The 25621-nt window shown below is 71.6% G+C and carries 24 protein-coding genes; 13 read left to right on the top strand and 11 right to left on the bottom strand.

Annotated elements, in window-relative coordinates; translation table 11 throughout:
- Positions 1 to 154: 154 nt before the first annotated feature.
- Positions 155 to 841 carry a DUF2848 domain-containing protein gene (locus tag ACFVYF_RS37600; RefSeq protein WP_389462550.1) on the bottom strand — a complete coding sequence of 229 codons (687 nt, stop codon included), beginning with the start codon at positions 839 to 841 and terminating at the stop codon, positions 155 to 157.
- 123 nt (positions 842 to 964) lie between these two features.
- On the opposite strand from ACFVYF_RS37600, the gene ACFVYF_RS37595 reads away from it, so the two are divergent.
- From ACFVYF_RS37595 to ACFVYF_RS37585, 3 genes are all read left to right on the top strand, one after another.
- The gene (locus ACFVYF_RS37595) at positions 965 to 2323 is read left to right on the top strand and encodes an MFS transporter (RefSeq protein ID WP_389462549.1); all 1359 of its coding nucleotides are present in this window, start codon (positions 965 to 967) and stop codon (positions 2321 to 2323) included.
- A gap of 61 nt (positions 2324 to 2384) precedes the next feature.
- Entirely contained in the window at positions 2385 to 3185 is an 801-nt protein-coding gene (locus ACFVYF_RS37590; protein WP_389462548.1) for a carbon-nitrogen hydrolase family protein, read from the top strand.
- Positions 3182 to 3547, top strand: coding sequence for a cupin domain-containing protein (locus tag ACFVYF_RS37585; RefSeq protein WP_389462547.1), 366 nt, complete (start codon positions 3182 to 3184; stop codon positions 3545 to 3547). The genes ACFVYF_RS37590 and ACFVYF_RS37585 overlap by 4 nt, the downstream gene beginning before the upstream one ends.
- Before the next feature lie 73 nt (positions 3548 to 3620).
- Here the strand turns inward: ACFVYF_RS37585 and ACFVYF_RS37580 are convergent, their stop codons facing one another.
- On the bottom strand, positions 3621 to 4247 hold the full coding sequence (locus ACFVYF_RS37580; RefSeq protein WP_389462546.1) for a GntR family transcriptional regulator: 627 nt from the start codon (positions 4245 to 4247) through the stop codon (positions 3621 to 3623).
- A gap of 135 nt (positions 4248 to 4382) precedes the next feature.
- Between ACFVYF_RS37580 and ACFVYF_RS37575 the strand changes: the two genes are divergently transcribed.
- Positions 4383 to 5369 (top strand): aldo/keto reductase, encoded by a 987-nt coding sequence (locus ACFVYF_RS37575; protein WP_389462545.1) that lies wholly within the window; start codon positions 4383 to 4385, stop codon positions 5367 to 5369.
- A 119-nt stretch (positions 5370 to 5488) separates the two neighbouring features.
- On the opposite strand, the gene ACFVYF_RS37570 is transcribed toward ACFVYF_RS37575, so the two are convergent.
- The 5 genes from ACFVYF_RS37570 to ACFVYF_RS37550 all read right to left on the bottom strand — a co-directional run bounded on the left by ACFVYF_RS37570 (position 5489) and on the right by ACFVYF_RS37550 (position 11548).
- Complete coding sequence (locus ACFVYF_RS37570; protein WP_389462544.1) at positions 5489 to 6100, bottom strand: NADPH-dependent FMN reductase; 612 nt, start codon at positions 6098 to 6100, stop codon at positions 5489 to 5491.
- Positions 6097 to 6645: a winged helix-turn-helix transcriptional regulator gene (locus tag ACFVYF_RS37565; protein ID WP_389462543.1), complete on the bottom strand. Its 549-nt coding sequence runs from the start codon at positions 6643 to 6645 to the stop codon at positions 6097 to 6099. The genes ACFVYF_RS37570 and ACFVYF_RS37565 overlap by 4 nt, the downstream gene beginning before the upstream one ends.
- The gene (locus tag ACFVYF_RS37560) at positions 6642 to 7631 is read right to left on the bottom strand and encodes an LLM class F420-dependent oxidoreductase (RefSeq protein WP_389462542.1); all 990 of its coding nucleotides are present in this window, start codon (positions 7629 to 7631) and stop codon (positions 6642 to 6644) included. Before ACFVYF_RS37560 ends, ACFVYF_RS37565 begins: the two co-directional genes overlap by 4 nt.
- Positions 7628 to 8806 (bottom strand): acyl-CoA dehydrogenase family protein, encoded by a 1179-nt coding sequence (locus tag ACFVYF_RS37555; RefSeq protein ID WP_389462541.1) that lies wholly within the window; start codon positions 8804 to 8806, stop codon positions 7628 to 7630. The genes ACFVYF_RS37560 and ACFVYF_RS37555 overlap by 4 nt, the downstream gene beginning before the upstream one ends.
- A 174-nt stretch (positions 8807 to 8980) precedes the next feature.
- The gene (locus ACFVYF_RS37550; protein WP_389462540.1) at positions 8981 to 11548 is read right to left on the bottom strand and encodes a SpoIIE family protein phosphatase; all 2568 of its coding nucleotides are present in this window, start codon (positions 11546 to 11548) and stop codon (positions 8981 to 8983) included.
- Between the two features lie 358 nt (positions 11549 to 11906).
- On the opposite strand from ACFVYF_RS37550, the gene ACFVYF_RS37545 reads away from it, so the two are divergent.
- The gene (locus ACFVYF_RS37545; protein ID WP_389462552.1) at positions 11907 to 12809 is read left to right on the top strand and encodes an aminoglycoside phosphotransferase family protein; all 903 of its coding nucleotides are present in this window, start codon (positions 11907 to 11909) and stop codon (positions 12807 to 12809) included.
- Here the strand turns inward: ACFVYF_RS37545 and ACFVYF_RS37540 are convergent.
- Complete coding sequence (locus ACFVYF_RS37540; RefSeq protein ID WP_389462551.1) at positions 12787 to 14352, bottom strand: phospholipid carrier-dependent glycosyltransferase; 1566 nt, start codon at positions 14350 to 14352, stop codon at positions 12787 to 12789. The genes ACFVYF_RS37545 and ACFVYF_RS37540 overlap by 23 nt on opposite strands.
- 578 nt (positions 14353 to 14930) lie before the next feature.
- Between ACFVYF_RS37540 and ACFVYF_RS37535 the strand changes: the two genes are divergently transcribed.
- The 3 genes from ACFVYF_RS37535 (at position 14931) to ACFVYF_RS37525 (ending at position 18455) form a co-directional block, all read left to right on the top strand.
- Positions 14931 to 15779 carry a L,D-transpeptidase family protein gene (locus tag ACFVYF_RS37535; RefSeq protein WP_389462539.1) on the top strand — a complete coding sequence of 283 codons (849 nt, stop codon included), beginning with the start codon at positions 14931 to 14933 and terminating at the stop codon, positions 15777 to 15779.
- A gap of 139 nt (positions 15780 to 15918) precedes the next feature.
- On the top strand, positions 15919 to 16608 hold the full coding sequence (locus ACFVYF_RS37530; RefSeq protein ID WP_389462538.1) for a response regulator transcription factor: 690 nt from the start codon (positions 15919 to 15921) through the stop codon (positions 16606 to 16608).
- On the top strand, positions 16605 to 18455 hold the full coding sequence (locus tag ACFVYF_RS37525) for a sensor histidine kinase (RefSeq protein ID WP_389462537.1): 1851 nt from the start codon (positions 16605 to 16607) through the stop codon (positions 18453 to 18455). The genes ACFVYF_RS37530 and ACFVYF_RS37525 overlap by 4 nt, the downstream gene beginning before the upstream one ends.
- 276 nt (positions 18456 to 18731) lie before the next feature.
- Here the strand turns inward: ACFVYF_RS37525 and ACFVYF_RS37520 are convergent, their stop codons facing one another.
- The 3 genes from ACFVYF_RS37520 to ACFVYF_RS37510 all read right to left on the bottom strand — a co-directional run bounded on the left by ACFVYF_RS37520 (position 18732) and on the right by ACFVYF_RS37510 (position 21840).
- Positions 18732 to 20636 carry an AMP-dependent synthetase/ligase gene (locus ACFVYF_RS37520; RefSeq protein ID WP_389462536.1) on the bottom strand — a complete coding sequence of 635 codons (1905 nt, stop codon included), beginning with the start codon at positions 20634 to 20636 and terminating at the stop codon, positions 18732 to 18734.
- Positions 20637 to 20793: 157 nt separating this feature from the next.
- Complete coding sequence (locus tag ACFVYF_RS37515; RefSeq protein WP_389462535.1) at positions 20794 to 20928, bottom strand: hypothetical protein; 135 nt, start codon at positions 20926 to 20928, stop codon at positions 20794 to 20796.
- A gap of 75 nt (positions 20929 to 21003) precedes the next feature.
- Positions 21004 to 21840: a hypothetical protein gene (locus tag ACFVYF_RS37510; RefSeq protein ID WP_389462534.1), complete on the bottom strand. Its 837-nt coding sequence runs from the start codon at positions 21838 to 21840 to the stop codon at positions 21004 to 21006.
- A gap of 420 nt (positions 21841 to 22260) precedes the next feature.
- Here ACFVYF_RS37510 and ACFVYF_RS37505 point away from each other — a divergent pair, with 420 nt between their 5' ends.
- From ACFVYF_RS37505 to ACFVYF_RS37485, 5 genes are all read left to right on the top strand, one after another.
- Entirely contained in the window at positions 22261 to 22911 is a 651-nt protein-coding gene (locus ACFVYF_RS37505) for a DUF4360 domain-containing protein (RefSeq protein ID WP_389462533.1), read from the top strand.
- 224 nt (positions 22912 to 23135) lie between these two features.
- Positions 23136 to 23309, top strand: a complete 174-nt coding sequence (locus ACFVYF_RS37500) for a CsbD family protein (protein WP_383290056.1) — start codon at positions 23136 to 23138, stop codon at positions 23307 to 23309.
- Positions 23310 to 23458: 149 nt separating this feature from the next.
- Positions 23459 to 23908, top strand: a complete 450-nt coding sequence (locus ACFVYF_RS37495; RefSeq protein ID WP_389462532.1) for an ATP-binding protein — start codon at positions 23459 to 23461, stop codon at positions 23906 to 23908.
- A 348-nt stretch (positions 23909 to 24256) separates the two neighbouring features.
- On the top strand, positions 24257 to 25120 hold the full coding sequence (locus ACFVYF_RS37490) for a SigB/SigF/SigG family RNA polymerase sigma factor (RefSeq protein ID WP_389462531.1): 864 nt from the start codon (positions 24257 to 24259) through the stop codon (positions 25118 to 25120).
- Positions 25121 to 25216: 96 nt separating this feature from the next.
- On the top strand, positions 25217 to 25540 hold the full coding sequence (locus tag ACFVYF_RS37485) for a DUF5133 domain-containing protein (protein ID WP_389462530.1): 324 nt from the start codon (positions 25217 to 25219) through the stop codon (positions 25538 to 25540).
- Positions 25541 to 25621: the final 81 nt, after the last annotated feature.

Raw genomic sequence — 25621 nt, 5'->3', positions numbered from 1 at the left:
GGGCCGCCCCCCCCCCCCCGGCCCGGTGCTGTGTCGGGTGTCTCCGTGATGTCCGAGCCGGTACGCCGGTCGTGCGCATCCGGCATCCGACATCCGGCATCCGGCTCCTCGGTGCCGGCTTACGGGCGGGATCGAGGCGGGGTGTCGAGGCGGTTCAGCCGATGGGCTCGGGCATCGGCACCACGGCGTAGGCGAGCTCGATCGTGTTCCCGGTGGCCGGGTCACCCAGCTCCACGCGCCAGCCGTCGGCGAACTGGTCCACGTCCGCGGCCATCGGGATGGTCCCCGAGATCAGGACGGTGCCGGGTGCGAGGTCGCCGCGGGCGCTCAGGACGTCCGCCCAGTAACGCGGAGTGAGCAGTTCGGCGAGTGTGCCACGCTGGATCTCGGTCTCCCGGCCGTCATGGGTGACCCAGGCGCGCAGCGTCAGCTCGTCGATCCGCGGCTCGACGTCGGCCAGGAGCCAGGCGCGCCGGGCGAGTACATCGGGCCCCGCGTTCTTGCTCCAGGCGACGCCGTGCACTTCGAGATCGCGGTCGGTGTGGTCGCAGGCGGCGGTGAGCAGCAGTTCCCCGTCGTCCGCCACCACCAGGGCCCATTCGGCCTCGCCGGAGGTGTGGGCGTGCTGTGCGGCGACTCGATCCGTCTGCTGGGCCAGGTAGGGAGAGACGGGATACAGGGCAGGCGTCACCGAGGGCGCGGGCACTCCGAGCTCGGCGAGTTCGGCCACATGAGCGGCGACATCGTCCTGGCTGCGCCCGGCGTATCCGGCGTTGAGCACGTGCACGACGTCGACGTCACGGGTGGATCCGTCGGGCAGCTCGAAGGTCAGTACAGACATGGGCACTCCCAGAGAGGCGGGTTGCGACACGGTTAACTTTTCCGGCGCAGGGGTTGCGCATACGACCTGTATACAAGAAGTATGCCGAAAGGTCGATGTCCCCTCGACGCAAGGACGGGCAACATGCAATACACCCAGCAGGGTGATCAGGCGGCATCCCCCAGCCGCTCCGGCATCCGCCGGGCCTTCTTCGCCAGCCTCACCGGCACCGCGCTGGAGTGGTACGACTTCGCCGTCTACTCGGCCGCCGCGGCCCTGGTCTTCGGCGACCTCTTCTTCCCCTCGGAAGACCCCCTCACCGGCACCCTCCTGGCGTTCTCCACCTACGCCGTCGGCTATGTCTCGCGCCCGCTCGGCGGATTCGTCTTCGGTCGTCTCGGAGATGTGATCGGCCGCAAGAAGGTCCTCATCGCGACCCTGGTCCTGATCGGCGTGGCCACCTTCGCCATCGGCCTGCTGCCCGCGTACGGCACGGCCGGCGTCGCCGCCCCGATAGCCCTGGTCGTCCTGCGGTTCGCCCAGGGTGTCGGTGTCGGCGGGGAGTGGGGCGGCGCCGTCCTGCTGTCCAGCGAGTTCGGCGACCCGCGCCGCCGCGGCTTCTACGCCTCCGCCGCCCAGATCGGACCGCCCGCCGGCAACCTCCTCGCCAACGGTGTCCTGGCGGCCCTCGGTGCGCTGCTGACGGAGCATCAGTTCCTGTCCTGGGGCTGGCGTGTGGCCTTCCTGCTGTCCGGTGTCCTGGTCGCCTTCGGCCTGTGGATCAGGGCGAAGCTGGAGGAGACCCCCGTGTTCAAGGCGATGGAGGCCGAGCAGACCCGTCCCGAGGCGCCGATCCGCGAGGTGTTCACCACCCAGCCCCGCGCCCTGTGCGCCGCGATCCTCTGCAGGGTCGGCCCCGATGTGCTGTACGCGATGTTCACCGTCTTCGTCCTGACCTACGCCACCGACCGCCTCGGCATGTCGCGCGGCTCCGCGCTGACGGCCGTGCTCGTCGGATCCTCCTTGCAGATCTTCCTGATCCCGCTGGCCGGCGCCCTCTCCGACCGGATCAACCGACGCCTGCTGTACGGCTGTTCGGCCATCGCCGCCGGTGTGTGGCCCTTTGCCTTCTTCCTGCTGATCGATGGCGGCTCGTGGCCCCTGCTGGTGTTCGGCGTGATCATGGGCCTCGTCATCCACTCCTTCATGTACGGGCCGCAGGCCGCCTTCATCGCCGAGCAGTTCTCGCCCCGGCTGCGCTACACCGGCTCCTCACTGGCCTACACGCTCGCCGGCCTGATCGGTGGCGCGATCGCCCCGCTGCTGTTCACCGCCCTGCTCAGCTCCTACGACAGCTGGGTCCCGCTCGCTCTCTACATCGCGGTGGCCGCGGCCGTCACGCTCACCGGCCTGGCCCTGGGCAGGAACTCCGACCTCGCCCAGAAGGAGGACGCGCTGCTCGCCACGGCCCAGGAGGCCGAGGCCGTCACCCCAGTCCGGTGACCCTGCCCCGACACTCTTCCTGCACCCGTCCATCCCTCCCCGCGCCGAAAGGCGGTTCACGGTGCGCATCGCACTGAGTCAGCTCGTCACCGGATCCGAACCCGAGAAGAACCTCCGCCTGATCGAGGAGTGGACCGAGCGCGCGGCGGAGGCCGGCGCGGACGTCGTCGTGTTCCCCGAGGCGTCCATGGCCTGCTTCGGCACCCCGTTGGCACCGGTCGCCGAGCCCCTGGACGGGCCGTGGGCCACCGCCGTGCGGGGCATCGCCGAGGCGGCGGACGTCGTGGTGGTGGCGGGCATGTTCACCCCGGCTCCCGACGGCCGGGTGTCCAACACCCTGCTCGCCACGGGACGCGGGGTCGAGGCGGCGTACGAGAAGATCCATCTCTACGACGCGTTCGGCTACGCCGAGTCCGACACCGTCGCCGCCGGCTCGCGCATCGTCACGATCGACGTGGCGGGCGCCCGCCTGGGCCTGGCCACGTGCTACGACGTCCGTTTCCCGGAGCTCTTCCGGGCGCATGCCGACGCGGGCGCGGTGGCGACGCTGCTGGCCGCGTCGTGGGGCGCGGGGCCGGGCAAGGCCGATCAGTGGGAACTGCTGGTGCGGGCCCGGGCGCTGGACGCCACGGTGTGGGTCGCGGCCGTCGGCCAGGCCGACCCCGCCACCGGGGGAGTGATGCCCCAAGGAACGGCGCCCACCGGGGTCGGGCACAGCCTGGTCGTCGGCCCCGACGGGACCGAACGCCATCAACTCGGCGCCGAACCGGGGCTGTTGCTGGCGGACCTGGACATCGAAGAGGTGGCGTCGGTCCGCGAGCGGATCCCGGTGCTCGCCAACCGCAGGCTGGGGGAGCGATGACGGACAAGACGGGCAAGCCGGAGCTGGAGTTCCACGTCCCCGCCGGACCCTGGCGCGCGCCGGCCGGGGCGGGGCCGGGAGTGGCCGAACAGGTGCTGGCCGAGGACGCGTCGGGCGAACGCCGTACCGTGCTCCAGCGCTGGGACCCGGGCACCGACACCTCCGCGCAGGGCGTGGCCCGCCACGAGTTCTGGGAGGAGGTCTACCTCCTCGAAGGCTCCCTCCACGACCTGACACTCGACGAGACCTTCCCGCGCGGGACGTACGCGTGCCGCCCGCCGGGCATGCCGCACGGCCCGTGGACGTCGGCCGACGGGGTCACGATGCTGGTGGTCACGTATCCCGCGGACGAGGCGGGCTGACGGGTTCCGCGCGGGCGCGACCGGCTGCCGGCGTCTCGAGGAGGCTGCCGGCAGCGGGCGCCCCGCGGTCCCGCTATCCGGCGAGCAGCACCTTCAGGGTCGACTCCAGGTGGCTGTCGATCGCCGCGCACGCGGCCGCCGCGTCCCCGGAGGCGAGGGCGTCCACGATCGCCCGGTGCTCGTCGAGCACGGCTTCCTGGCGGCCCTGCCGGTTGTACAGGGCCACCACACCGGCCCGGACCTGACGGCTGCGCAGCCCGTCGTAGTGCCGGTTCAGCAGTGCGTTGCCCACGGCCGACACGAGCGTCGAGTGGAAGAGGTGGTCCACGTCGATGAACTCCTTGGCCTGCTCGGGGCCGCTCAGCGCGCGCTGCCGCTCCAGGAGTTCGGCCAGCTCGGGCACGGGGGCGCCGCCCGCCCCGATGACCTGCTGTGCCGCGTACCGCTCGACGATCCCGCGCAGCTCCATCAGCTCGGTGATCTCCCGCCCCGACAGTGGGGCCACGCGTGCCCCCCGCTTGGGCACCAGCTCGACCAGGTCCTCGGCCGCGAGGAGGAGCAGCGCCTCCCGGATCGGGGTGCGTGAGACGCCGATCCGGTCGGCGATCTCCTGTTCCGAGAGGTACTCGCCCTGCATCGCGGGATCCGTCAGCACCGTGTCCTTGAGGTACGCGTACGCCTTCTCCCGACCTGACGCCACCACTACCCCCTGAGATCGCATACACCTTGTATACGGAAGTTACCACGACGCCGTCGGGCTTGACTTGAAGTGCGCTTCAAGCTCCAGACTCCCGTTCGAGCCCGCGGATGCCGGGCCTCAGGGGAGGACACACTCATGAAGTACCGCATGATCGGCACCGATCCGAAGACCCGTCGTGAGGTGAGCGTGCTGGCGCTCGGCGCGATGCTGTTCGGCTCGCTGACGGACGAGAAGACCTCGTTCGCCGTACTGGACCGCTATGTCGAGGCCGGCGGCAACTTCATCGACACCTCCGACAACTACGCCTTCTGGACCGACGGCAGCCAGGGCGGCCAGAGCGAGGCGCTGCTCGGGCGGTGGCGGCGCAGCCGCGGCATCGGCGACGAGATCGTCATCGCGACCAAGCTGGGCGCCCGCCCGCTGGCCCCCGGCACGAGCTACACCGACAACCCGGAGGGCCTGTCGGCGAAGGTGATCCGGGAGGCGGCCGAACGCAGCCGGGAGCGGCTCGGGGTGGAGCGCCTCGACCTGCTGTACGCGCACATCGAGGACCGGACCGTCCCGTTGGCGGAGACCGTCGAGGGATTCGCCGGGCTGGTGGCCGAGGGCAGCGTCGGACTGCTCGGGGTGAGCAACCACGCCGCCTGGCGGGTGGAGCGCGCCCGGGCGCTCGCCGCCGCCGCGGGTCTGCCCGGCTACGAGGTCCTGCAGTACCAGCACAGCCTTCTGCGCCCGCGCACCGACGTACCCGACGCGCTCTTCGAGCACGGCAGCCTCGGCGGAGCGACCCCCGATCTCCTCAGCTACCTGCGGGCCGAGCCCGATCTGACCCTGGTCGCCTACTCACCGCTGCTCGGCGGTGCGTACGTCCGGGAGGACAAGCCGCTGCCGGCCGACTACGACCACCCCGGAACGGTCGCCCGGCTCGCGGTGCTGCGGGAGGTGGCGAAGGAGACGGGGGCGAGCGTGAACCAGGTCGTCCTGGCCTGGCAGATCGGCGGGACCCTGCCCGTGGTCCCGCTGGCCGGGGCGTCCTCCGTGGCCCAACTGGAGGAGAACCTGGCCGCGGTGGACCTGGAACTGACGCAGGATCAACGCGTCCGTCTGGACGCGGCGCACTGATGGACGCGGCGCACTGATGGACGCGGCGCACCGACGCGGTGGCCGGGTGCCGTCGGACAACACCGACGGCACCCCGGCGACCAGGCCGCGAGACGGGACGCTCCACGACGGTCGTCGTGTCAGCCGCGGCGTGCGCGGGCGAAGCCGACGACCTGCTCGCCGAGCAGCCGCAGCCGCAGCCGAAGTTCGGCGTCCTCGACCGCCCCGTCGACGACGACCGGTGTCGCGGAGTTGACCGTCACCCCCAGTGGGGTCGGCCAGCCGCGCAGGGCGTGGACGATCCCGCGCAGACTGGTGAGCGTGGCGACCGTCCCCTGCCAGCCGGCAGCGCAGGAGACGCAGCCGACGGCACGTCCCTCCAGATAGGGACGGGCATCGTCGCGCAGGTCCTCCAGGTAGTCGAGGGCGTTCTTGACGAGTCCCGAGACGTTCCCGTGGTAGCTGGGTGAGGCGAGGACGAGCCCGTCGCACGCCCGCACCGCTTCGACCAGCGCGACGGCGCGCTCGGTGCGGTCGCTGCTCGCGGGCTGGTACATCGGCAGATCGAGGTCGTCGGCGGTGAACAGCTCGACACGCGCGCCGGCTTGTTCCGCCGCTTCCAGTGCCGTGCGCATGCAGATCTCGGAGGAGGAACCACGGCGGGCCGTTCCGCCGAGCCCGACGACGAGGGGCCGGTCGTCCGGGTGCGGTGCGCCGGACGCCGGGTGGCCGGTGAGCGCTGTCGACATCATGAGTTCCTCTCGGGGTGTGCCGGAGCGTCGTGCGGTTCTGGGCCGGCGTCGAGGAATCCGGGTCCACGGCTGGGCGTGACGTTGTTGATGGCGATCTCCTCACCGCACACGTCGCAGGTGAGCTTCGGACGGGTGACCCGACCGCAGTTCGCGTGGGTGAGCACGATCGGGGGGCCCTCCGGCCCCGCGAGGTGGGTGTCGCCCCAGCGCATGAGCACCACGATCGCCCCGAACAGCTCGCGGCCGGCGGTCGTGAGGCGGTACTCGAAGCGCTCCGGATCGTCGGCGTACTGCACGCGGTCGAGCAGGCCGACGTCGACGAGCTTGCGCAGACGGGTGGAGAGCGTGGGCCGCGGGATGTTGAGATTGCGCGCGAGCTGCCCGTAGCGGCGTACGCCGAAGAAGGCCTCGCGCAGGATGAGCATGGTCCAGCGCTCGCCGACCAGGTCCAGGGCCCGGCTGACCGAGTCGCCGTCGAATCGGTGCGTCAGATCGGACGGGTCGGCCGCCGTCCCGAGCCCGTGTGCGTGCGGGGCACTGTTCATGGCGCAAGCTCCTCGGTGTACGTGCGGAGAGCCGCGAGGACGCGTGCTCCCGCCGGGTCGTCGGCCGTCGCCGGAACGATTCCCACGTGGTCGGCCCCGGCGGCGAGATAGGACTCCACGGCTGCCTCGACCTGGTCTCGGGTGCCGATGGCGCCGACGGACTGGAGCAGTTCGAGGGGGATCGCCCCGGCCAGGGAAGCACGCGGTTCGCCACCGCGCGCACGTTCGACGAGGTCGCCGAAACCGAGCCGGACGAACATCTCGCCGTAGCCGGGCGGTTTGAGGTAGACGGCGATCTGCGAGGCGAGCTGCATGATCGTGGCAGGGCCGGGATCGAGGGCCGCGGAGACCCAGACGGCGAGCCCCGGGGGCCGGCGCCCGAGCTGCCGTGCCCTGGTGTCGACCACGGCCCTCGTCTCGGCGACCTGCTCGGGACTGACGAGGTTCAGGACGACTTCGTCGGCGTGGCCGGCGGCGACCCGGGTCATGTTCGCCCCGAAGGCGGCCACGGTGATCGCCGTACGCGGGGCAGGGGTGCGCAGCCGGAACCCGTGCGTGCGGATGTGCTCGCCGTCGAAGTGGGCGGGCTCCCCGGCGAACAGGGCGCGCAGGACGTCGACCGCTTCGCGCATCCTCGGCGCGGCCTTCGCGTAGGGACGGTCGTGCCAGCCGGACACGATGGCCGGACTGGATGCTCCCAGGGCCAGGCCGACCTCGGCGCCGGTGAGCGTCGCGACCGAGGTCACACCGAGTGCGAACGCGACCGGAGTGCGGACGCCGACGGCGAGCGGCCCGACCGTCAGCCGCAGGCCTGGAGCGCGGATGCCGATCGCGGTGGCGAGAGCGAACGCGTCGAAGGTCGCCATCTCACCGATCCACATGCGCCGGTAGCCGTGGCGCCGGGCCGCGACGGCGATGTCGACGGCCTCCGTGTCGGGACGGTCGAGCCAGAACGGCGCCACCACACCGAGCCGGCCGGCGGTCACAGCTGAACCGTTTTCGCCGGCAGCCCCAGCAGCAGGCGGCCGGTGAGCTCCCAGGTCGCGGTGTTGACCTGGAAGTGCGCGGTGGCGGTGTGCGCGTCACGGAACCGGCGCTGCAGTGGCGAGTCCTCGTAGATGGTGCTGCCCCCGCCGAGGTCGTACAACGAGCGCGTCACGTCGGCCGCCGTGCGCACGGCGTGGGTCGCCGCCAGTCGCAGGCCGAGGCGCTGCTCCACGCCGACGGCGCCGTCCTGGGCGGCGGCCCATGCTTCCTCGATCGCGGCGTAGTAGCCGGCGCGGGCCGCTCGCAGGGCCGCTTCGGCTTCGGCGACGGCGGCTTGGGTGGCCGGGCGCTCGGCCAGCGTGCGGCGGGAGCCCTGACCGACCTTGCCGACGGCGAGCTCGATGAAGTCGTCGATCGCTCCGCGGGCGTTGCCGAGCGCGGCGGACGCCACCGACAGCGCGAAGTACCCGAACAGCGGGAAGCGGTACAGCGGCGTGTCGACCCTGGGCGGGGTGTCGACGATGGAGAAGCAGCGGTCCTCGGGCACGAAGAGGCCGGTCGCCACCACGTCGTGGCTGCCGGTGCCGCGCAGGCCGGTGGTGTGCCAGGTGTCGAGGATCTCCAGGTCCGCCGTCGGGAGGGCGACGACGCGCAGCGCCGGGCCTGCGCCCTCTTCCTGGGTGTCGCCGGTGGCGAGGACCGCGCCGGCGAAGAACCAGTTGGCGTGCGTGATGCCGCTGCAGAAGGGCCAGCGCCCGGTCACCCGGACGCCGCCGTCGACTGGTGTGGCCGTGCCGCGAGGGGCCCAGACACCTGCCGCGATGTCGTTCTCGCCGCCCAGGAGGCCGGCCGCGGTGTCCTTGGGGAGATACGCGCCGAGGAGGCTCGAGGTCGCGGCGATCGCCACACACCACCCGGTGGCGGCGTCCCCCCGCGCTATGCGCTCGGCGGCGGCCAGCAGCACCGCCGGCGGTGCTTCAGGGGCGCCGATGTCGGCGGGGCCGCCTGCGCGCAACAGGCCGGAACGCCGCAGAGCGGCGAGCAGTTCGGGGGACAGGGCGCGGTTCCGCTCGGTGGAGGCGGCCTGCTCGCGGGCCAGGTCCGCGATCTGGCCGGCATCCTTCGCGAGGCCGTCGACAGGCGGTGTGGCAAGGGTCGTGAGAGGCGACTCCAAGGCCGTCCCCTTTCGGTTCAATGGCATTACCGGTTCAGAAATATTACCGCCATCCGGCCGGGCGTCAATGGAGCTGGAGAGAGGAGGAAAGCCGGGACGACGAGCGGCGGTCGAGGCTGCCGAGGAGCGTGACGCCGGTCCATCACGGCGATGGCCCGAAGCGGTACGGCAGGTTCAGCGCCGGTCCCCTCGCGCGGACCGGCAGGCGGCGAGCAGGAGCGCGATGTCGTCCGGGCGTTCGGTCGCCTGGCGGGCCTCTTCGGTGAGCAGGTCGGCCGTCGCGGCCAGCGAGGGCCCGCCCGGCCGGGAACGCGGACTGCCCGCGCGGGACAGGGCCGCGCACAAGGCGGCGATGCCCTCGTCGATGTCACGCCCCGGGTGTTCGACCAGCCCGTCCGTGTAGAGGGCCAGTACGGCGTCCGGTTGCAGCGTCAGGTCCGTCACCGGGTACACCGCCGCCGAGTCGACGCCGAGCACGACGCCTCCGGGCAGGTCCAGGACCTCGGTACGGCCGTCCGGGTGGCGCAGCAAGGGCTGGGGGTGCCCGGCACGGGCGGCCCGGACCTTGCCGGTGCCCGGGTCGAGCCGGAGATAGCAGCAGCTGGCGAACTGCCCCGGGTCGAGGTCGATCAGCAGGCGGTTGGTGCCGCTCATCACCTCGTCCGGGGGCTGGTCCCCGAGCGCGAACGCGCGCACCGCGCTGCGCAGCTGCCCCATGGTCGCCGCCGCCTGGACCCCGTGGCCCTGGACATCACCGATGACCAGGGCCAGCCCGTCCCCGGCCTCCACGACGTCGTACCAGTCACCGCCCACGTCCATGCCCTGGGTGCCCGGCAGATAGCGCCCCGCCGTCTCGACCTGCGGATGGGCCGGCAGCCGGTGCGGCAGCAGGGCTTCCTGGAGCCCGCGGGCGAGGGCGGCCTCCGTGTCGTAGCGGCGTGCCCGTTCCATGGCCTGGGCGATCAGTCCGGCCAGAGCGGTCAGCGCCGTGCGTTCCTCGGTACTGAACGTGCGGGGGCGTTCGAAGCCGAGGATGCAGGAGCCGACCGGCCGTCCGGAGGCGATCAGCGGGAGGAAGGCCCGGGAGCCCTCCGTGGCGTCCAGCGGGATGCCCGGGTAGGCGGCCGCCATCTGGGCCATCGACTCGAAGAAGATGGGCCGGCCGCTGGTGAGTGTCTCGACGCCCGGCAGTGCGGCGTCCAGCCCGATGCCGTCGAAGGGGGCGAGGAAACCCTGCGGGAAGCCGGTCTCCCAGGCGAGATAGAGGTGGCGTTCCTGCAGCAGATAGATGGCCAGCCGACGGCCCCCGAACGCGGGCAGCAGCTCCCGCATCACCACCTCGGACACCTGCCGGGCGGTCACCGCCTCGGTCAGCGCGATGGCCAGCACGATGGGGCGGTACAGCGGTGCGGTCGGAGTGACACCGCCCGCAGAGCCCTGGCCGGCGGCCTCCTCGTCCGTGAGCAGCCGCGCGTCCATGGGGGCGGACTGCGCGGCCGAGGCGGCCCGGCCCACGGGGACCACCTTGCAGGCCAGGCTGTCCGGGCCCGGATGGACGGACAGCGTGAGCCACTCGCCCTCGTCCTCCGTCTCGCCCCCCGCCTTCTCCTCGGCCGGCCGCGGCGCGCCCCGCACTCCGGACGGACGGCGGACCTGGAAGTGCACCGGCTCCGGCGACAACAGCGCGCCGCGCAGGTGATCCTCGTACCTGGGGCTGTTCAGCCAGGGCACGGCGTCCCAGAGGGAACGGCCCAGCAGCTCCGGACGCGCCCGGCCCAGCAGCTCGGCGGCGCGCGGATTGGCGTAGGTGATCAGGCCCAGCCGGTCGAGCGCGAACACCCCCTCGGCGAGCAGGTCGGTCGCTTCCGCCGCGGCGGGACCCGGGCCCGGGTCGATGACGAGCCCGTTCACCAGGGGCGGCGGACCGGGCGGGTGATCCGGGCTCCACAACTCGAGCAGGCGTTGTCCGCCGGCCTGGGCGCGCAGGGTGAGGGGAAGGGGCGGCGGCCGTCCGGTGGCCGTCTCCTCCAGTGCGGCCAGCAGCCGCCCGGCGTCATCGGGAGAGACCGCGCGGGCGAGCGCCTCGGGCGTCCCGGCGAAATCCCCGGGTTTGGTGTCGAGCAGGTCCCACAGCGCGTCGTCGCCGGTCACCGTGGCCTTCGCCGGATCCCAGGTGAAACGGCCGAAGCGGGCCGGTGAGGCACCGAGCGCGGGCGGTCGCACACACATCGGCTCCCCGTCCCAGGTGACCCCGTGGTGGTCCTCCTCCAGCGCCAGCAGAGCGGCCCCCAGCTCCTCCGCGACGGCCGTCATCCGGTCCCGGTCCGGCGGCGTCTCGGTCGTGTCCTGGACCGACGGATGCAACACCGTCAGCACCCCGAAGCGGGTGTGACCCCCGACGACCGGGACGTACATCGAACCGAACTGGAAGGGCAGACCTGCGGCGAGCTGCGGATAGCGGCGCATCGTCTCGGTGGCATCGGCGAGCCGGACCTCGCTGCCGAGCCGGTGTGCGTCGGCGACCGGGAACGGCCGCTCCATGCTCATCCGCCACCAGCCGCGGAACAGCGGCCCCGGCAGCCCTGCCAGTACGGCCAGTCTCAGCAGCCCGGGAGTACGCGAGCGCAGATACACGCCCCCCGCGAAGCCGCCGACCGCCCGGATCGAGTCCGCCACGGCACCGTTGAGCAGCGCGGCCAGCCGTTCCTGCGCGCGCTGTCCATCCTCGGCGCTCCCAGTCATCGGTCTGTCCTCGTCCGCGTACCGCCAAGTCGGTAACACAGCAAGAATGCGCTTCTTCGGCCCGCCCGCGCACCTCGACGCGACAGTTCGTACGACGAAACAGCTGCGCGCCGGTGCGTACTCCGGGCGTGCCCTCGCGGCTCTCCGGGGCCTCGTCCGGCCATGGGCTCGGCCCTCGCCGCGCTGCCCGGGGGTGACAGCCGCTCCGCCGGAAATGCGGTGCGCGTCCCGTGCGGCGGCTGGTTGTATGAGGCGTGATCGAACCCGGCGGCCGGGCGTACCCCGGTCACCGGCGGACGGATGACCACGGGCACACGCCCAGGAAGGGCGGAGGCGCTCGGTGAGCCGCGGTGGACTGATGCACGACGACGAGCTGCCGATCGACCTGCCTCTGGTACGTCGTCTGATGTCCGAGCAGTTCCCGCAGTGGGCCCACCTCCCGCTCGCGCGGCTGCGGTCGGCGGGGACGGTCCATGCCGTCTACCGTCTCGGTGACGAGTTCACCGTGCGGCTGCCGCGGGTCGGGGGCGCGAGCGGCGACGTCCTCAACGAGCACCACTGGTTGCCCCGGTTGGCCCCGTTGCTCCCCTTCCGCATTCCCGAGGTCGTCGGGAAGGGTGCGCCCGACGGGGCGTACCCATGGCCCTGGTCGGTGCACCGCTGGGTCGAGGGCGAGAACCCGCTCCAGGACCAGCTCGCCGACCCGTCCTCTCTCGCTCTGGACCTGGCCCGCTTCATCACCGCCCTGCGTCGCGTCGACACGCGGGACGCGCCGCCCGCCTACCGCGGTGGTCCACTCACGGAGGTCGACACGGAGACCCGCGACGCGCTCGGGCAGCTGGACGGGATCATCGACACGGCGGCGGCGAGCGCGGCCTGGGACGCGGCGCTGCGGGCGCCCGTGTGGACCGGTCCACCGGTCTGGGTGCACGCCGACCTGATGCCGGGCAACCTGCTCCTCGTCGAGGACCGGCTCACCGCGGTGATCGACTTCGGCACGATGGGTGTCGGCGACCCGGCCTGCGACCTCATCCCGGCGTGGAACCTGCTGCCCGGCCCGGCTCGTGATCTCTTCCGCGCGGAGTCCGGCGCCGACGAGGCCACCTGGCAGCGCGGTCGCGGCTGGGCCCTGTCGATGGCGTTGATCCAGCTCCCCTATTACCAGGACACCAACCCGGTCCTCGCCGCGAACGCGCGCCATGTCATCCGCACCGTCCTCGCGGACCGCGCGACAGGAGTCACGGCCGCCGATAGATGGTGAGGGAGTGGCCGACCTCGTCGACCGGCCTGCTGGTGTCGATCAGTTCGGCCAGCCGGCCCTCCGCCTTGGCGACCGAGGAGTCCGAGACGACGAGCAGTCCGTGCACCGAGCCCACGGGCGCCTTGCGGGGATCGGACGCGTGGATGCCGTAGTAGGCGGGCACGCCGCTGCCCTTGTAGACCAGCCAGACCCGTTCGCCGGGATAGCGCAGGCGCAGCCGGTCGGCGAGCCGTCCCAGGTCCTGGCCCCAGTCGACGTTCGAGTCGTGCAGCCGCAGATGGGTCCGGGAGGTCCCGCCGAACGCCTCGTTGGAGTACGGCAGATAGTAGGGATACGTCAGCAGCGAGCTGACCGCCACGAACAGCACCAGCGCCGCCGTCACCAGCCGCGCCCACCGGCGGCGCAGCATGACCACTCCGGCCGCCGCGACCGCGAGGAACACCGGCATGAACAGGGCGTACCGCACGCCGAGATCGCGGGACCCGAGCATCGCGGCGGCCAGCAGGACGGCCGGGGGAGTGAGCACGTACGGCGCGGCGGGCCGCAGCCGGCGGACGGCCGCCGGCACGACGGCGCCGGCGGCCCACAGCGCGAGCATGCCGAGCGGCGTCTTGATCAGCAATGCCGTCGGCAGGTAGTACCAGAGTGCACCGCGGTAGTGCCGGCCGAGCAGGAAGCCCTCCCACGTGGAGTACTCGAAGCCGAACTGGATGCGCATGCCGTCCCGGTACGGCTGCGGGAAGGGCAGTCTGTCGGCGATCAGCCCGCGCATTCCGCGGATGTCCGGCACATGAGCCGGTGCCGTCCACCGCAGTCGCGGATCGACGGCGAGGTAGGCGGCCCACACCACGGCCACGGCCACCAGCGCCACCCCGGCCGCCGCGGCGACGCCCAGCGCCAGGACCCGCAGGCGCGGGCGCAAGCCCCCGTCGGGCGTCCGTCGGGCGGACCACACGGACAGGACCACCAGGCACAGCAGCACCGGCACCGCCGTGAGCACGCTCATCTTCGTCGCCGCGGCCGCCCCCAACGCCGTCCCCGCGAGCGGCAGATACAGACGCGGCCGATCGCGCGCCCGCCACACCAGCCAGACGGCCGTGAGCAGGAATCCGGCCGCCGGCACATCGAGGGTGGCCAGCGACCCGTGCGCGATGAGGTCGGGCGAGAACGCGTACAGGGCCAGCGCCACCAGGCCGCCGGCCGAGCCGGTCAGATCGCGGGCGAAGGCGAAGACCACCAGGCCGAACAGCAGCGTCAGGGCGATCACCGGCAGCCGCGCCCACAGCATCAGCCGATCCGGGTCATTGCCCGACTCGTACAGCAGCTGGCGCCCGAGCTCCGTCTGGTCACCGGTGAAGTCCGGGTCGAGGTGCGGGTGGGCGAGGGCCAGACCGCTGCCGATGATCAGCTTGCCCAGGGGCGGGTGCTCCGGGTTGTAGCGCAGGTCGTGCTGTTGCAGATAGACCACCGCCGTACCCGCGTACACCGGCTCGTCAATGGTCGGCGTCTGCTCCACGGCCGTCGTGACCATCGCGACCGCCATCTCCACCAGCAGCGCGATCACGGCGAGTGTGAACAGCCAACGCCGGTGCTGTCGCAGACGGTCGAGACGGGCGGGGCGCCTCCCGTCGGCCACCGGCGTGGGCGGCTCATCGCTCGCAGGCGTGGGCGATCCGCCGGCCGGTGCGCCGGCGGATGTGGGCGCACCCGGTTCGCCGGCCGGCTCGGTCGTCGGTGCGGGCGCCTGCGGTTCGGCGGCCGGAGGGGCCACCGGCGCGGGCGGACACGCCGCCTTGGCCGGTGCGGCGGCTGCCGTGGCGCGCTCGCCGTCGCCGGGATCGAGGACCGCACGTCGTTCCCGTGTCATCGTGCCCGCACCCCGGTGGGTATTCCGGCCAAGCCGCCACGCTCCCTGTCCGCCGAAGCTGACGACCTCATGGCCCCACCTTCCCGCCCCTTGTACGGAATCCTGCCCGGAACGGTTCAATGCCCGTGCACCAGCTGCTCCTGGCCGGCGGCAGGTGGTGATCGTCCGCAACGCGCGACGGCCTGGACAGCGGCTGATTGCCGCGCCCCGACCCACCTGACGAGTTCCTGACATCTGTCCGTCAGGGTCGACGCATGATCACTCACACTCCTGAACCCCCTTCCTCGCCGAGCGGAGTATCCGGCGCGAGCAGCGACCGCGAGGAGCCGGCGGACGGGCGCCCGGCGCCGGCACGCCGGCTGCGGGTTCCGGCCGCGGTCCTCGCCGCCACGCTGCTGCTCGCCGGGTGCGGAGGCGGGGCGGTGACCACGACGGGCCAGGAAGTCGTCCCGGCTCCGGCCGGCGAAGGCAGGGCCGGACCGGCCGCCGCTCCCGTGGCGTCCCGGGAGGCGCAACCCCGGCAGCTCCCGGGCCTCGGACCCACCACGCTGGCCGAGGTCCCGCCGACGGCACAGCAGGCCGTCGTGGTGACGGGCCGGGGCAGGAACTCCTCCGTGTCCACCGTCGTTCTGTACGAGCGCTCCGCGGCCGGCTGGCGGGCCGGGGCGAGTTGGCCGGCGCACAACGCACTCAAGGGCTGGACGGACCACCACCGGGCCGGCGACCTGCGCTCGCCCACCGGCGTCTACACGCTCACCGACGCGGGCGGCCGGCTCGCCGACCCCGGCACCACCCTCCCGTACGACCGCTCCGGTGCGTTCAACGCGGCCGGCACGGGCTTCGACGGCGAGTCCCTGGCCGGCTCGTTCGACTACGTGATCGCCATCAACTACAACCGAGAGCCCGGCACCACACCCCTGGACTGGACTCGCCCCCTCGGTGCGGGCCGGGGCGGCGGTATCTGGCTGCACGTCGACCACGGCGGCCCCACCCACGGCTGCGTCAGCCTCCGCAAGGACCACATGAGGACGCTGCTGCGTGCCCTGGACCCCGACCGCGACCCTGTGATCGTCATGGGGGACGCGGCTTCGCTGAGCCGCTGAGCCGCCGGCGCCTTGCAACGGACGCCGACAGCAGGGCTGCCGGATGCGATCCCGGCAGACACATGTGAGGAAGGTGTCAGGGTGTGGGAAGTACCTCTCTCCCGTCACTTCCCCGGTCCCGGCACTTAGCATCGGCCGCGTGTGCGCACATGTGCTGGTCGCCGAGGACGACGAGAAACAGGCGGAGTTGATACGCCGCTCGCTGGAGCAGGAGGGACACACCGCCACCGTGGTCCACGACGGAGGGGCCGCGCTCGACGCCGTGCGCCGCCGTCGTCCGGACCTCGTCGTACTGGACCTGATGCTCCCGGTGATCGACGGCTTCGGAGTGTGCCGGGTGCTGCGCCGGGACGACGACATACCGGTCCTCATGCTCACCGCCCGCTCCACGGAGGACGACGTACTCCTCGGCCTGGAGCTCGGCGCCGACGACTACATGACCAAGCCGTACAGTCCCCGTGAGCTGATGGCCCGCATCCGCACCGTGCTGCGCCGCAGCGGACGCGCACAACGCGACGACCCCGCCGTACGGGCCGCCGGGATCGCCGTGGACCCGGTGCGCCACGAGGTGCGCTGCGACGGCTCGGCCGTGGAGTGCACACCGGCCGAGTACGCGATCCTGCTGGCCATGGTCGCCGAGCCCGAGCGGGTCTTCTCCCGTCGGCAGCTGCTGCAGTACACGCGGGGCATCGACCGCGCGTCCACCGAGCGGGCCGTGGACGTGCACATCATGAACCTGCGCAAGAAGATCGAGGCCGATCCACGCAGGCCCGTCCGTCTGCTGACCGTCTTCGGCGCCGGCTACAAGCTCAGCGGGGAGCGCGGGTGAGCCGGGCTCTGCCGCTGCGCAAGAGCCTCCTGGTGCGGCTGCTGATCACCTCGGTGCTGATCGCCCTCTGTTCGGTGGCGGCCACGGCGTGGCTGGCGGTGCAGACCACCACCCGGGCCCTCCAGGAGGAACAGGGGCAGGTGCTCGCCGATGACACCGGCATCCTCCGGCAGCTCAGCGGTTACGCCGCCACCCACCCCGACTGGTCCGGCGTCGGGAAGACCGTCAGCGCCCTCGCGGAGCGAACCGGCCGGCGGATCGCGCTGACCACCCCGGACCGCAGGACGATCGCGGACTCCGCGCCGGGCAGGACCGCCTTCCCTCCCCGCGCCGCCGCGGTCGTGGACCCCCTGCACACCGACACCTTCACGGAGCCCGGCGCGCAGGTGAACGGCATCGATCCCCGCGCGGTGGGGCCCTACCGGCTGTCGCCCGCGGAACGCGACTACGTCCGGTTGCTGGCGGCGAAGCGCCGGCGGTGCTTCACCGCCAACGGGCTGGAGACCGCGGTCAGGCAGCTGCCCAGCGGCCGCAGCGTCCTCACCGACCCGGAGGGGAAGTCAGCGGGCGGATACGTTCCGACGGAGTGTGCCGACGGCAGACTCAACACCCCGACGGCCACCGAGGCCAAGGCCCTGGACGCACTGACGAAGCGCGTCACGGCGTGCCTGGACCGCCATCACGTGGCGGCCTCCGCGCCCTGGGCCATGACGCTCGACTTCACGAGCACGGGCATCCGGACCAAGTACCTCTCGGGGAAGGCCGGTCCGGACCGGCGGAGCGACGCCTCCGGGCAGACGACGGAGTGCATCGACAGCGCGCACCGCGAGCAGCTCTCGCCGTATGTCGCCCCGGTCGCCGAACTCTTCCTGGGCAGCGCGGACAGCGCGGTGCCCCGCTTCGACATGTCGGCGGCCAACAAGGCCAAGGTCGTGGGCGTCGCGGGTCTGGTCCTCGCACTCACCGTCGCGGTGACCGCCGTGGTCGCCACCCGGCTCGTACGTCCCCTGCGCGCCCTGACCCAGGCGGCCCAGCAGCCACCTGAGCAGCATGTACGGGTGCCCATCACCACCCGGGACGAGACCGGCATCCTGGCCATGGCGTTCAACGAACTGACCGAGCGCCGCGAACGCATGGAGGCCCAGCGCAAGGCGATGGTCAGCGACATCGCCCATGAACTGCGCACACCGCTCACCAACATCCGCGGCTGGCTGGAGGTGACCCGCGACGGACTCGTCGACCCGGACCCGGAACTGCTCGCGTCCCTGCACGAGGAGGCGCTGGTCCTCCAGCGCGTCATCGACGACCTCCAGGACCTCGCGGCCGCCGACGCGGGCACGCTCCGGCTGCACCCGGAACCGGTCCGCGCCGGCGAACTGCTCGAACAGGTCTCGGCGGCGCACCGCGTGGGGGCGGAGGCCGCGGGTGTCGTGCTGCGCACGCGCGTCGACGGCACACCGTGGCTCGAGGCCGACCCCGTCCGCATGCGCCAGGCGCTCGGCAATCTGGTCTCCAACGCGACCCGGCACACCCCGGCCGGCGGTACGGTCACGCTTGCCGCGCGCCGGGAGGGCGATCAGGTCGTCTTCGAGGTGGCCGACACCGGCAGCGGTATCGCCGCCGAGGATCTGCCCAGCGTCTTCGACCGGTTCTGGCGTGCGGAGAAGTCCCGCAGCAGACGCACCGGCGGCAGTGGTCTGGGGCTGTCCATCGTCCGCCAGCTCGTCGCCGCCCACGGCGGCACGGCCACCGCGACCAGCGATCGAGGCGTCGGCTCGGTCTTCATCCTGCGCCTGCCCGCCGCCGCGGAACCGGCCCCGTCCGCCACGGCGAGCGACGACGGCTGAACCAGGGGGTCCCCCGGGCGAGGCGGGGCAACGCGGCGCACTCCGAGGTATTCCCGCTCACCGTGGTGGTACCGGAACCAGGACCAGCGGTCCTGCGCACCACAGGGATCTGGTTGCCGCGGCTGCTGCGGCGCAGGGTGTCCTCATGAACACGACTCAACTGCCTGCCGTCAGGAGCCGGGTGACGCCGCTGCGTGCGCTGCTGGGCGGGACGTACGTCCCCCGCCACGACCCGACCGGCCCCCGGGCCCACGGGGGCCCGTGGCCTTGCGCGGATCACCGGAAGACGTTGTCCGACTCCTCCCAGATCGAGGGATCGCCCCGCATGTACTCCCGCGGGACCCTCGAGGACGTCTGATACATCGCGTCGATCTCGGCGGCGAAGCGCTGCACGATCGCGTCCCGGCGCAGCTTCATCGAGGGCGTGAGCAGACCGTTGGCCAGGTCGAAGGGCTCTGGGAGGACACGGAAGACCCGGATGGACTCCGAGTGCGACACCGTGCTGTTGGCCGCGGCGACGGCGCGTCTGACCTCCTCCCGCAGCTCGTTCTCCTCCCGGACCTCCCGGCCCGGCGTGTCACCCTGCATGACCCGGGCGGTGCGCCAGTGCGCGAGGAAGTCGGGGTCCAGGGTGATCAGGGCGCCCACACAGGGACGGTTGTCGCCCACGACCACCGCCTGGTGGATCAACGGATGGACCCGCAGGCGCTCTTCGAGTGCCGCGGGAGCGACGTTCTTGCCGCCGCTCGTGATGATGATGTCCTTCTTGCGGCCCGTGATCGACAGATATCCCTCGCTGTCGAAACGGCCGATGTCCCCCGTCGCCAGCCAACCGTCCCCAAGGGCGGCATCGGTGGCCTGGGGGTCGTTGATGTAGCCCTGGAAAACCGAGGGCCCCCGGACGAAGATCTCCCCGTCCTTGGCCACGTGGACGTCCGTCCCCGGCAGCGGGCGGCCCACCGTGCCGAACTTCTCCCGGCCCACCGGCTGCGCGGTGATCCCGCCGCTGGTCTCCGTGAGTCCGTAGCCGTCGTGGATGAAGATCCCGATACCCGAGTAGAAGAGGGCGAGTTCGCGGTTCAGGGGCGAGCCGCCGGACACCCCGCCGCAGACCCGGCCGCCGAGTGCGCCACGGAGCTTCCGGTACACCGTCTTCTCGTAGAAGGCGTGTTGCAGACGCAGATCGAAGCCGGGCGCGGGGCCGGTACCCAGCCGGTGCTGTTCGTTGGCCGTGGCGAAGTCCGTCGCCGTACGGACGGCACGCTCGAACAGCGCGCCCCGGCCGCTGCGTTGGGCCGACCGCAGGAAGTTCTTGTAGATCTTCTCGAAGACGAACGGCACCGCGTAGACGAACGTGGGCCGAAAGGACAGGAAGGCCGCCGAGAGGGCCTCCTCGCGCACGTCCGGCTCATGGCCCAGCAGCAGTCCGCCGCGCAGACACAGGCCCTGGACCATGATCCCGTACACATGCGAGAAGGGCAGGAAGGCCAGGATCGCGGGCTGTTCGCCGGGGGCGGCCGCCGTGTGTCCCCAGCCCGCCAGCAGCGTGTCGCAGGGGCTCGCCAGGCTGCGGTGGGAGAGTGCGCAGCCCTTGGGGTGGCCCGTCGTACCGGAGGTGTAGGCGACGACTGCCGTCGAGTCGGGCATCACGATCCGGCGCAATGAGTCGATCGTCATCGGCGGGATCGCCCGGCCCCGCTCGACCAGCTCCGCCAGCGCTCCGGTGTCCAACTGCCATACGTGGCGCAGCTGCGGGAGCGTGGCGCACGCGGAGGCGACCGTCATGACGCTCTGTTCGTCCTCGACCATCACGGCGACGCAGTGGGCGTCCTTGAGGATCCACGAGACCTGTTCGTGCGACGACGTGGGGTAGATCGGGACGATCTCGGCGCCCACCGTCCACAGCGCGTAGCTGAGTGAGGTCCACTCGTAGCGGGTGCGCGACATGATGGCCACGCGGTTGCCGGGCGCGATGCCCGAGGCGATGAGCCCCCTGGCCAAGTCGACGACCTCGTCGCGCAGTTCGGCGGCGGTCATCGGGGACCAGCGCCCGGAGGAGTGATCGGCGCGGCGCGCGATCTGTGGCAGGTCCGGGGTACGCAGTGCCGTGTCGAAAAGACTGTCGGCCAGCCCTCCCTGGATCAGCCCGGTGGCCATGGGAGGAATCTTGAACTGGTGCATGCGCCGCTCCGCAATTCTCCGCGACGTGACCTCACCGAGAGGCGCTGGGTCGAGGATCTCGAATGTAGCCCACAGCAACGACGCCTGCGCGAGGAATCACTGAGCAGAGCTGCACGGATCGTGACCCCGGCGGTCGGCGCCGCTGAAGCCTGCCCGGTCAGGCGGGCGACAGCCATACGCCGACCGCGTCCGGCCGGCCCTCGGTGAGAACGGGGTGGCTGCGCGTCGAGACGAGGTCGCCGGTGGCGGGCCCGAGCGTGAAGGACCGGGAAGCCCTGGTCGGAATCGTCACGCGATTCACCGGCTGGCGGAATACCGCTGACCGACGTCGGCCCCGATCCTGAACAGGCTCCGCAAGGGAAGCGGTTCAGGAAGATCCGATGCCGAGAAGACCGAACAGGGACGCCCGCAGCTGTGCGACGAACGCGGTGCGGGTCTCGTCGTCCAGGAGCTCCAGGGACAGATACGGGTTGAGGTCCTCCAGCTCGACCAAGAGGAGGTCGCCGCTCGGCGCGCGGCAGGCGTCGACCCGCTGGATACCGTGCCGGATGTCGTTCCAGTCGATGAAGAGCTGGGCGAACTCCAGGTCGGCGGCGGAGGGTTCGTACCGCTCCAGGTCCCAGCGGCGCTCGGGCCGGGGCGCGTACAGGGCGTACTGGAAGGTGTGGTCGACGAAGTAGAACGACACCTCGTACCGGAACCGGACGCGCGGCTGGACGAGCACACCGTCGTAGGTCAGCTCCTCCAGGCGGTCGCGCGTGATGAATTCCAGACCGATGGAGTCCGCGCCCGCCTTCGGCTTGACGACGTACTCATCGGCCGTGGGCAGCCGGCCGGCGTCCTCGGCGCGGTCGATGGTGGGGATCACGGGACGACCGGCGGCGCTCAGATCCACCAGATACTGCTTGCCGGCCATGTCGGCCTTGCCCGTCAGGCCGTTGTGGACGAGCGTGCCGCGCCGGGTGGCCTCGGCGCGGAAGGCGTCGTACGCCTGCTGGTAGTTCAGGACGGGCCCGCTGTTGCGGATCACGACCGCATCGAAGGCGTCCATCAGCGCGACCGCGTCGAGGGGATGGCACAGGGCGATGTCGAAGTCCTCGCGCAGCCGCGCGGTGAGGAAGATGTCCTCGTCGCAGTACCGCCGCCCCTTGGCCTCGTAGGCGAGGTCGGTGACGTACAGGACCCGGGGTCGTTCGGCCGGCATGTTTCTCCTGGTGAGCGGGGGTGCAGCGGAGACTACCCGGCCCTGGGGGCGCGAGCTGTGAGCGCCCCAGTGGGCTCAGGGCGACTGGTCTCCGGCCATGCGGCGACCGCCGCGTCGACCGCTCGGGGTGACCTCGTGAGGCGGCCGGAACAGGGCCGTCCGCGATTGGCCGGGGATCGCCCTGGCCGCTCCGGTCGTGCGTACGTACGATACGGGTCGCTCCCCGCCTTCACAGCTCCTTCACAGGGTGGGGGCGAGTGCACGCGCCGACTTGGCGTGCGCATGACATGTCCGCTTCTCTGCCTGATCCTGCACGTGGTCCGTGACGGTCCCTCGCGTACGCGGTGGGCCGCACCCCCCAGATCGCGGCGGCACGGTCTCCCGTGCCGCCGGAACACCGACGCAACGGATTGGACAACCATGGCTGGTGGACTCCTGCTGAGCGGCGCGATCGCCGCTCTCTTCGCCACCGCGGTCCCCCTGAACGACCCCTCCTCCGGGTTCACCGACCCGCCCCCGGACAAGATCGTCATCAAGGTCGCCACGGTGAACGGTTCCGGCTGCCCCCAGGGCACCGCCGCCGTCGCCGTCTCCCCGGACAACACGGCCTTCACGGTCACCTACAGCGACTACCTCGCCCAGGTCGGAGGCAACGCCGACCCCACCGCGTTCCGCAAGAACTGCCAGCTCAACCTGATCGTCCACGTGCCCGCGGGCTTCACGTACGCCATCGCCAGCGCGGACTACCGCGGGTTCGCCGCGCTTCAGCGGGGCGCCAGCAGCACCGAGAAGGCGTCGTACTACTTCCAGGGTTCGCCGAGCACAGCCTCGAGGACCCATCCCTTCAACGGCCCCTACAACGACAACTGGCAGGCCACCGACTCCACGGACTGGGCGCAACTGGTCTGGGCGCCCTGCGGAGTGCAACGGAACTTCAACATCAACACCGAACTCCGGGTCAACGCGGGGACGTCCACCCCCGGCAGCAGCAGCTTCATGACCATGGACTCGACCGACGGCGACATCAGCACCGTCTACCACCTGGCCTGGCAGGAGTGCCCGCGTAACTGACCCCGTTGCTTCCCACCGGCTCCGCCGCATCGGAGCCGGTGGGAACGCCGGGCGAGGGGTGAGGCACGTGAGGGGCCGGTGGAGATTCATGGGACGCCGGCCCTTTGATTCGGCCTCTGGAGGGAATGGCGGCCGAATCCGCGAGCGGTGGGGTTTGGAGCGGCATTACGTGGTCAGCCGTAGTGGTAGATCGCAATGTCGAAGCAGTGAGGATGTGAACTGCAGTGGCCGAGAACAAGAAGGCGCAGGCCAAGACCGACGAGGCCAAGGGCAAGATCAAGGAAGTCGCCGGCCGCACGGTCGGCAACGAGCGGCTGACCGCTGAAGGGAAAGCGGATCAGGTGAAGGGCGACGCCCAGCAGGCCAAGGAAAAGGCCAAGGACGCCTTCCGGCACTGAGGATCACCCATTCCGATGGGCCCGCCGCACGTTCTTGTGGCGGGCCCAGCGCTTTTTCGGATGGTAACGGAGCGCGGCCGCCGGCCCGGCGACGCCGACCGGATTCCGGCCATGCGACGAAGTCACACGATCAGGCAGAGGAGCGAAGGATGTGCGGGAAACACCGGACGCACTCCACCGACACGGCGGCTCTCCCGGAGCGGTCGCGCTCACGTGGGCCGCGCAGCCCGGCCGAGGCGCGCCAGGCGGTCAGGCACGCTCTCGAAGGGCGATTCCGTGGTCGCGGCGGTCCCGGCGATGACGACGTCGTCGGTGACGCCCTGCTCGTGGCGTCGGAACTCACGACCAACGCGATTCTGCACGGTGGCGGTGTCACGGACTTCGAAGTGACGCTGCTCGACCGCGAACTGATGCTGTCGGTGAGTGATCGAAGCGATCAACTGCCCCTGACGGTGCGGCGCCTCGACGAACGGGGGCGCATGCGGGTCGGCGGCCATGGCTGGCCCATCATCTGCCGCCTCGCGCGCGACATCGTCGTATCAACTCTGCACAACGGCGGAAAGCGCATCACGGCAGTGGTACCGCTCTCGGCCGCCTGAGGCTCTCCGGTCCCACCGCCCGAGGTTCCTCAGAAGTGCGCATTACCAGAATTCCGTGACCCGGTCGTATGCCCTGGATTGCAGCGCCTATGCCGTGCGCCCGAAAGCATCCGAGCCGTGGAAGCGACCCTGCGTATTCTCCGTATACCGGCCGAGGCCATGTCTCCGGGGTGTACGCCGTTGGAGGTGCGAACCCTTCTGTTTGATCGCAGGATGGCAGGGCAACCGAATTTCGTGCTTCGGACCGGAGGCGCGCCAGCGGGAGTGTATGCCGCCTCGGCCGTCCTTCGGCGGCGGCACCGCATCCCGCGGTCATACCCAGACAGCACCGTGGAGGAGCGATTTCGCATGCTCACCGACGTATCAGCCCGCCGTTCCACCGGCTCGGCCCCCAGCAGGACCGCCCCCAAGCGGGCCCACGACGATGCGCCGGACACCGCGTCGGCCTTCGAGCGGCTCTTCGAGCTGGAGGAAGGACACGAGCGCGACACGATTCGTGACGAACTGGTCGAGGCCTGGCTGCCGATGGCGCATCGCATCGCCAGCCGCTTCCGTGACCGCGGCGAATCGATCGAGGACCTTCGTCAGGTCGCCGCGCTCGGACTGGTGAAGGCGGTCGACCGCTTCGACCCGTCGCGCGGAGCCTTCGAGAGTTACGCCGTGCCGACCATCACCGGCGAGATCAAGCGGCATTTCCGCGACCGCATGTGGGCGTTGAGGGTGCCGCGGCGCGTGCAGGATCTGCGGAACAAGGTGCGGATAGCCCGGCGTGAGCTCGCCCAGAACCCCGGATCCCGGGAGCCGTCCCTCGCGGAGATCGCCGAGCACAGCGGCCTCACCGAAGAGGAGGCAGGCGACGGGATGGAGGCGCTGGAGAGCTTCAGCACGCTCTCCCTGGACGCCGAAATGCCCACCGGGGACGACGGGTACAGCCTGGCCGACACCCTGGGCGGGCCCGACTCCTCCTTCGACACCGTGGTGGACCGCGAGGCCGCCAAGCGGGGACTGAGCCGCCTCCCCGAGCGTGAACGCGCCATCCTGTACATGAGGTTCTTCGAGGACATGACCCAGGGCCGCATCGCCGACCGGCTCGGGATCTCCCAGATGCATGTCTCCCGGCTCATCAGCAGCAGCTGTGCCCGCGTGCGCGCCGAGGCGCTCGGCGAGGGCACCCGGCGCAGGAGCCCCGGGGAGACGCCGCAGACCGACTGATCCACTCCACCGCTTTCGCCGAAAGTGCACTTCCGCCCCGCCGCCCAGGACAGACCTGGCCCGAAGGCCACGTGACCAAGGAGTACGAAGATGTTGATGCCCCACCCTGAGACGCTGCGCCGGCTCGTGCAGGAGTACGAGGCGGTCGCGGCCCGGGAGGCCGCGGAGGGCACGGGCAAGCCCGTTCAGCGGGCCCAGGACCTGGCGTACACACTGTGCGTCCTGACCGGTACCCGCGACGTGCGGCCGGCGCTGGCGGAGGCCCGCCGTCAGCTCGCCGCGGCGACGGCGCCGGTGCCGCCCCGATCGCCGCTGGCACCGCATGGGGCGTCGACCGGGCGCCGCCTGATCGCCGGCGGTCGACCGGCGCAGGCCGGGGTGGGCGCGCCGGGCGAGGAGACAGCCGCGATGAGCGACTGACCCGGCGAGGCGACGGGCGCCTTGAGCGGCTGACCCCGGCGCGGGGCGCACAGGTGACCGACCGGCCGCACGGGATGCGGC

Source organism: Streptomyces sp. NPDC058274 (assembly GCF_042881375.1).
Classification (GTDB): domain Bacteria; phylum Actinomycetota; class Actinomycetes; order Streptomycetales; family Streptomycetaceae; genus Streptomyces.
This window is presented reverse-complemented; position numbering and strand designations above follow the sequence as displayed.

What these genes read in the sequence shown, in the direction of transcription:
- ACFVYF_RS37600 (WP_389462550.1), bottom strand. Translation starts at nt 841, where the DNA reads ATGTCTGTACTGACCTTCGAGCTGCCCGACGGATCCACCCGTGACGTC.
- ACFVYF_RS37595 (WP_389462549.1), top strand. Translation starts at nt 965, where the DNA reads ATGCAATACACCCAGCAGGGTGATCAGGCGGCATCCCCCAGCCGCTCC.
- ACFVYF_RS37585 (WP_389462547.1), top strand. Translation starts at nt 3,182, where the DNA reads ATGACGGACAAGACGGGCAAGCCGGAGCTGGAGTTCCACGTCCCCGCC.
- ACFVYF_RS37575 (WP_389462545.1), top strand. Translation starts at nt 4,383, where the DNA reads ATGAAGTACCGCATGATCGGCACCGATCCGAAGACCCGTCGTGAGGTG.
- ACFVYF_RS37570 (WP_389462544.1), bottom strand. Translation starts at nt 6,100, where the DNA reads ATGATGTCGACAGCGCTCACCGGCCACCCGGCGTCCGGCGCACCGCAC.
- ACFVYF_RS37565 (WP_389462543.1), bottom strand. Translation starts at nt 6,645, where the DNA reads ATGAACAGTGCCCCGCACGCACACGGGCTCGGGACGGCGGCCGACCCG.
- ACFVYF_RS37550 (WP_389462540.1), bottom strand. Translation starts at nt 11,548, where the DNA reads ATGACTGGGAGCGCCGAGGATGGACAGCGCGCGCAGGAACGGCTGGCC.
- ACFVYF_RS37545 (WP_389462552.1), top strand. Translation starts at nt 11,907, where the DNA reads ATGCACGACGACGAGCTGCCGATCGACCTGCCTCTGGTACGTCGTCTG.
- ACFVYF_RS37540 (WP_389462551.1), bottom strand. Translation starts at nt 14,352, where the DNA reads ATGGCGGTCGCGATGGTCACGACGGCCGTGGAGCAGACGCCGACCATT.
- ACFVYF_RS37535 (WP_389462539.1), top strand. Translation starts at nt 14,931, where the DNA reads ATGATCACTCACACTCCTGAACCCCCTTCCTCGCCGAGCGGAGTATCC.
- ACFVYF_RS37520 (WP_389462536.1), bottom strand. Translation starts at nt 20,636, where the DNA reads ATGCACCAGTTCAAGATTCCTCCCATGGCCACCGGGCTGATCCAGGGA.
- ACFVYF_RS37510 (WP_389462534.1), bottom strand. Translation starts at nt 21,840, where the DNA reads ATGCCGGCCGAACGACCCCGGGTCCTGTACGTCACCGACCTCGCCTAC.
- ACFVYF_RS37505 (WP_389462533.1), top strand. Translation starts at nt 22,261, where the DNA reads ATGGCTGGTGGACTCCTGCTGAGCGGCGCGATCGCCGCTCTCTTCGCC.
- ACFVYF_RS37495 (WP_389462532.1), top strand. Translation starts at nt 23,459, where the DNA reads ATGTGCGGGAAACACCGGACGCACTCCACCGACACGGCGGCTCTCCCG.
- ACFVYF_RS37490 (WP_389462531.1), top strand. Translation starts at nt 24,257, where the DNA reads ATGCTCACCGACGTATCAGCCCGCCGTTCCACCGGCTCGGCCCCCAGC.
- ACFVYF_RS37485 (WP_389462530.1), top strand. Translation starts at nt 25,217, where the DNA reads ATGCCCCACCCTGAGACGCTGCGCCGGCTCGTGCAGGAGTACGAGGCG.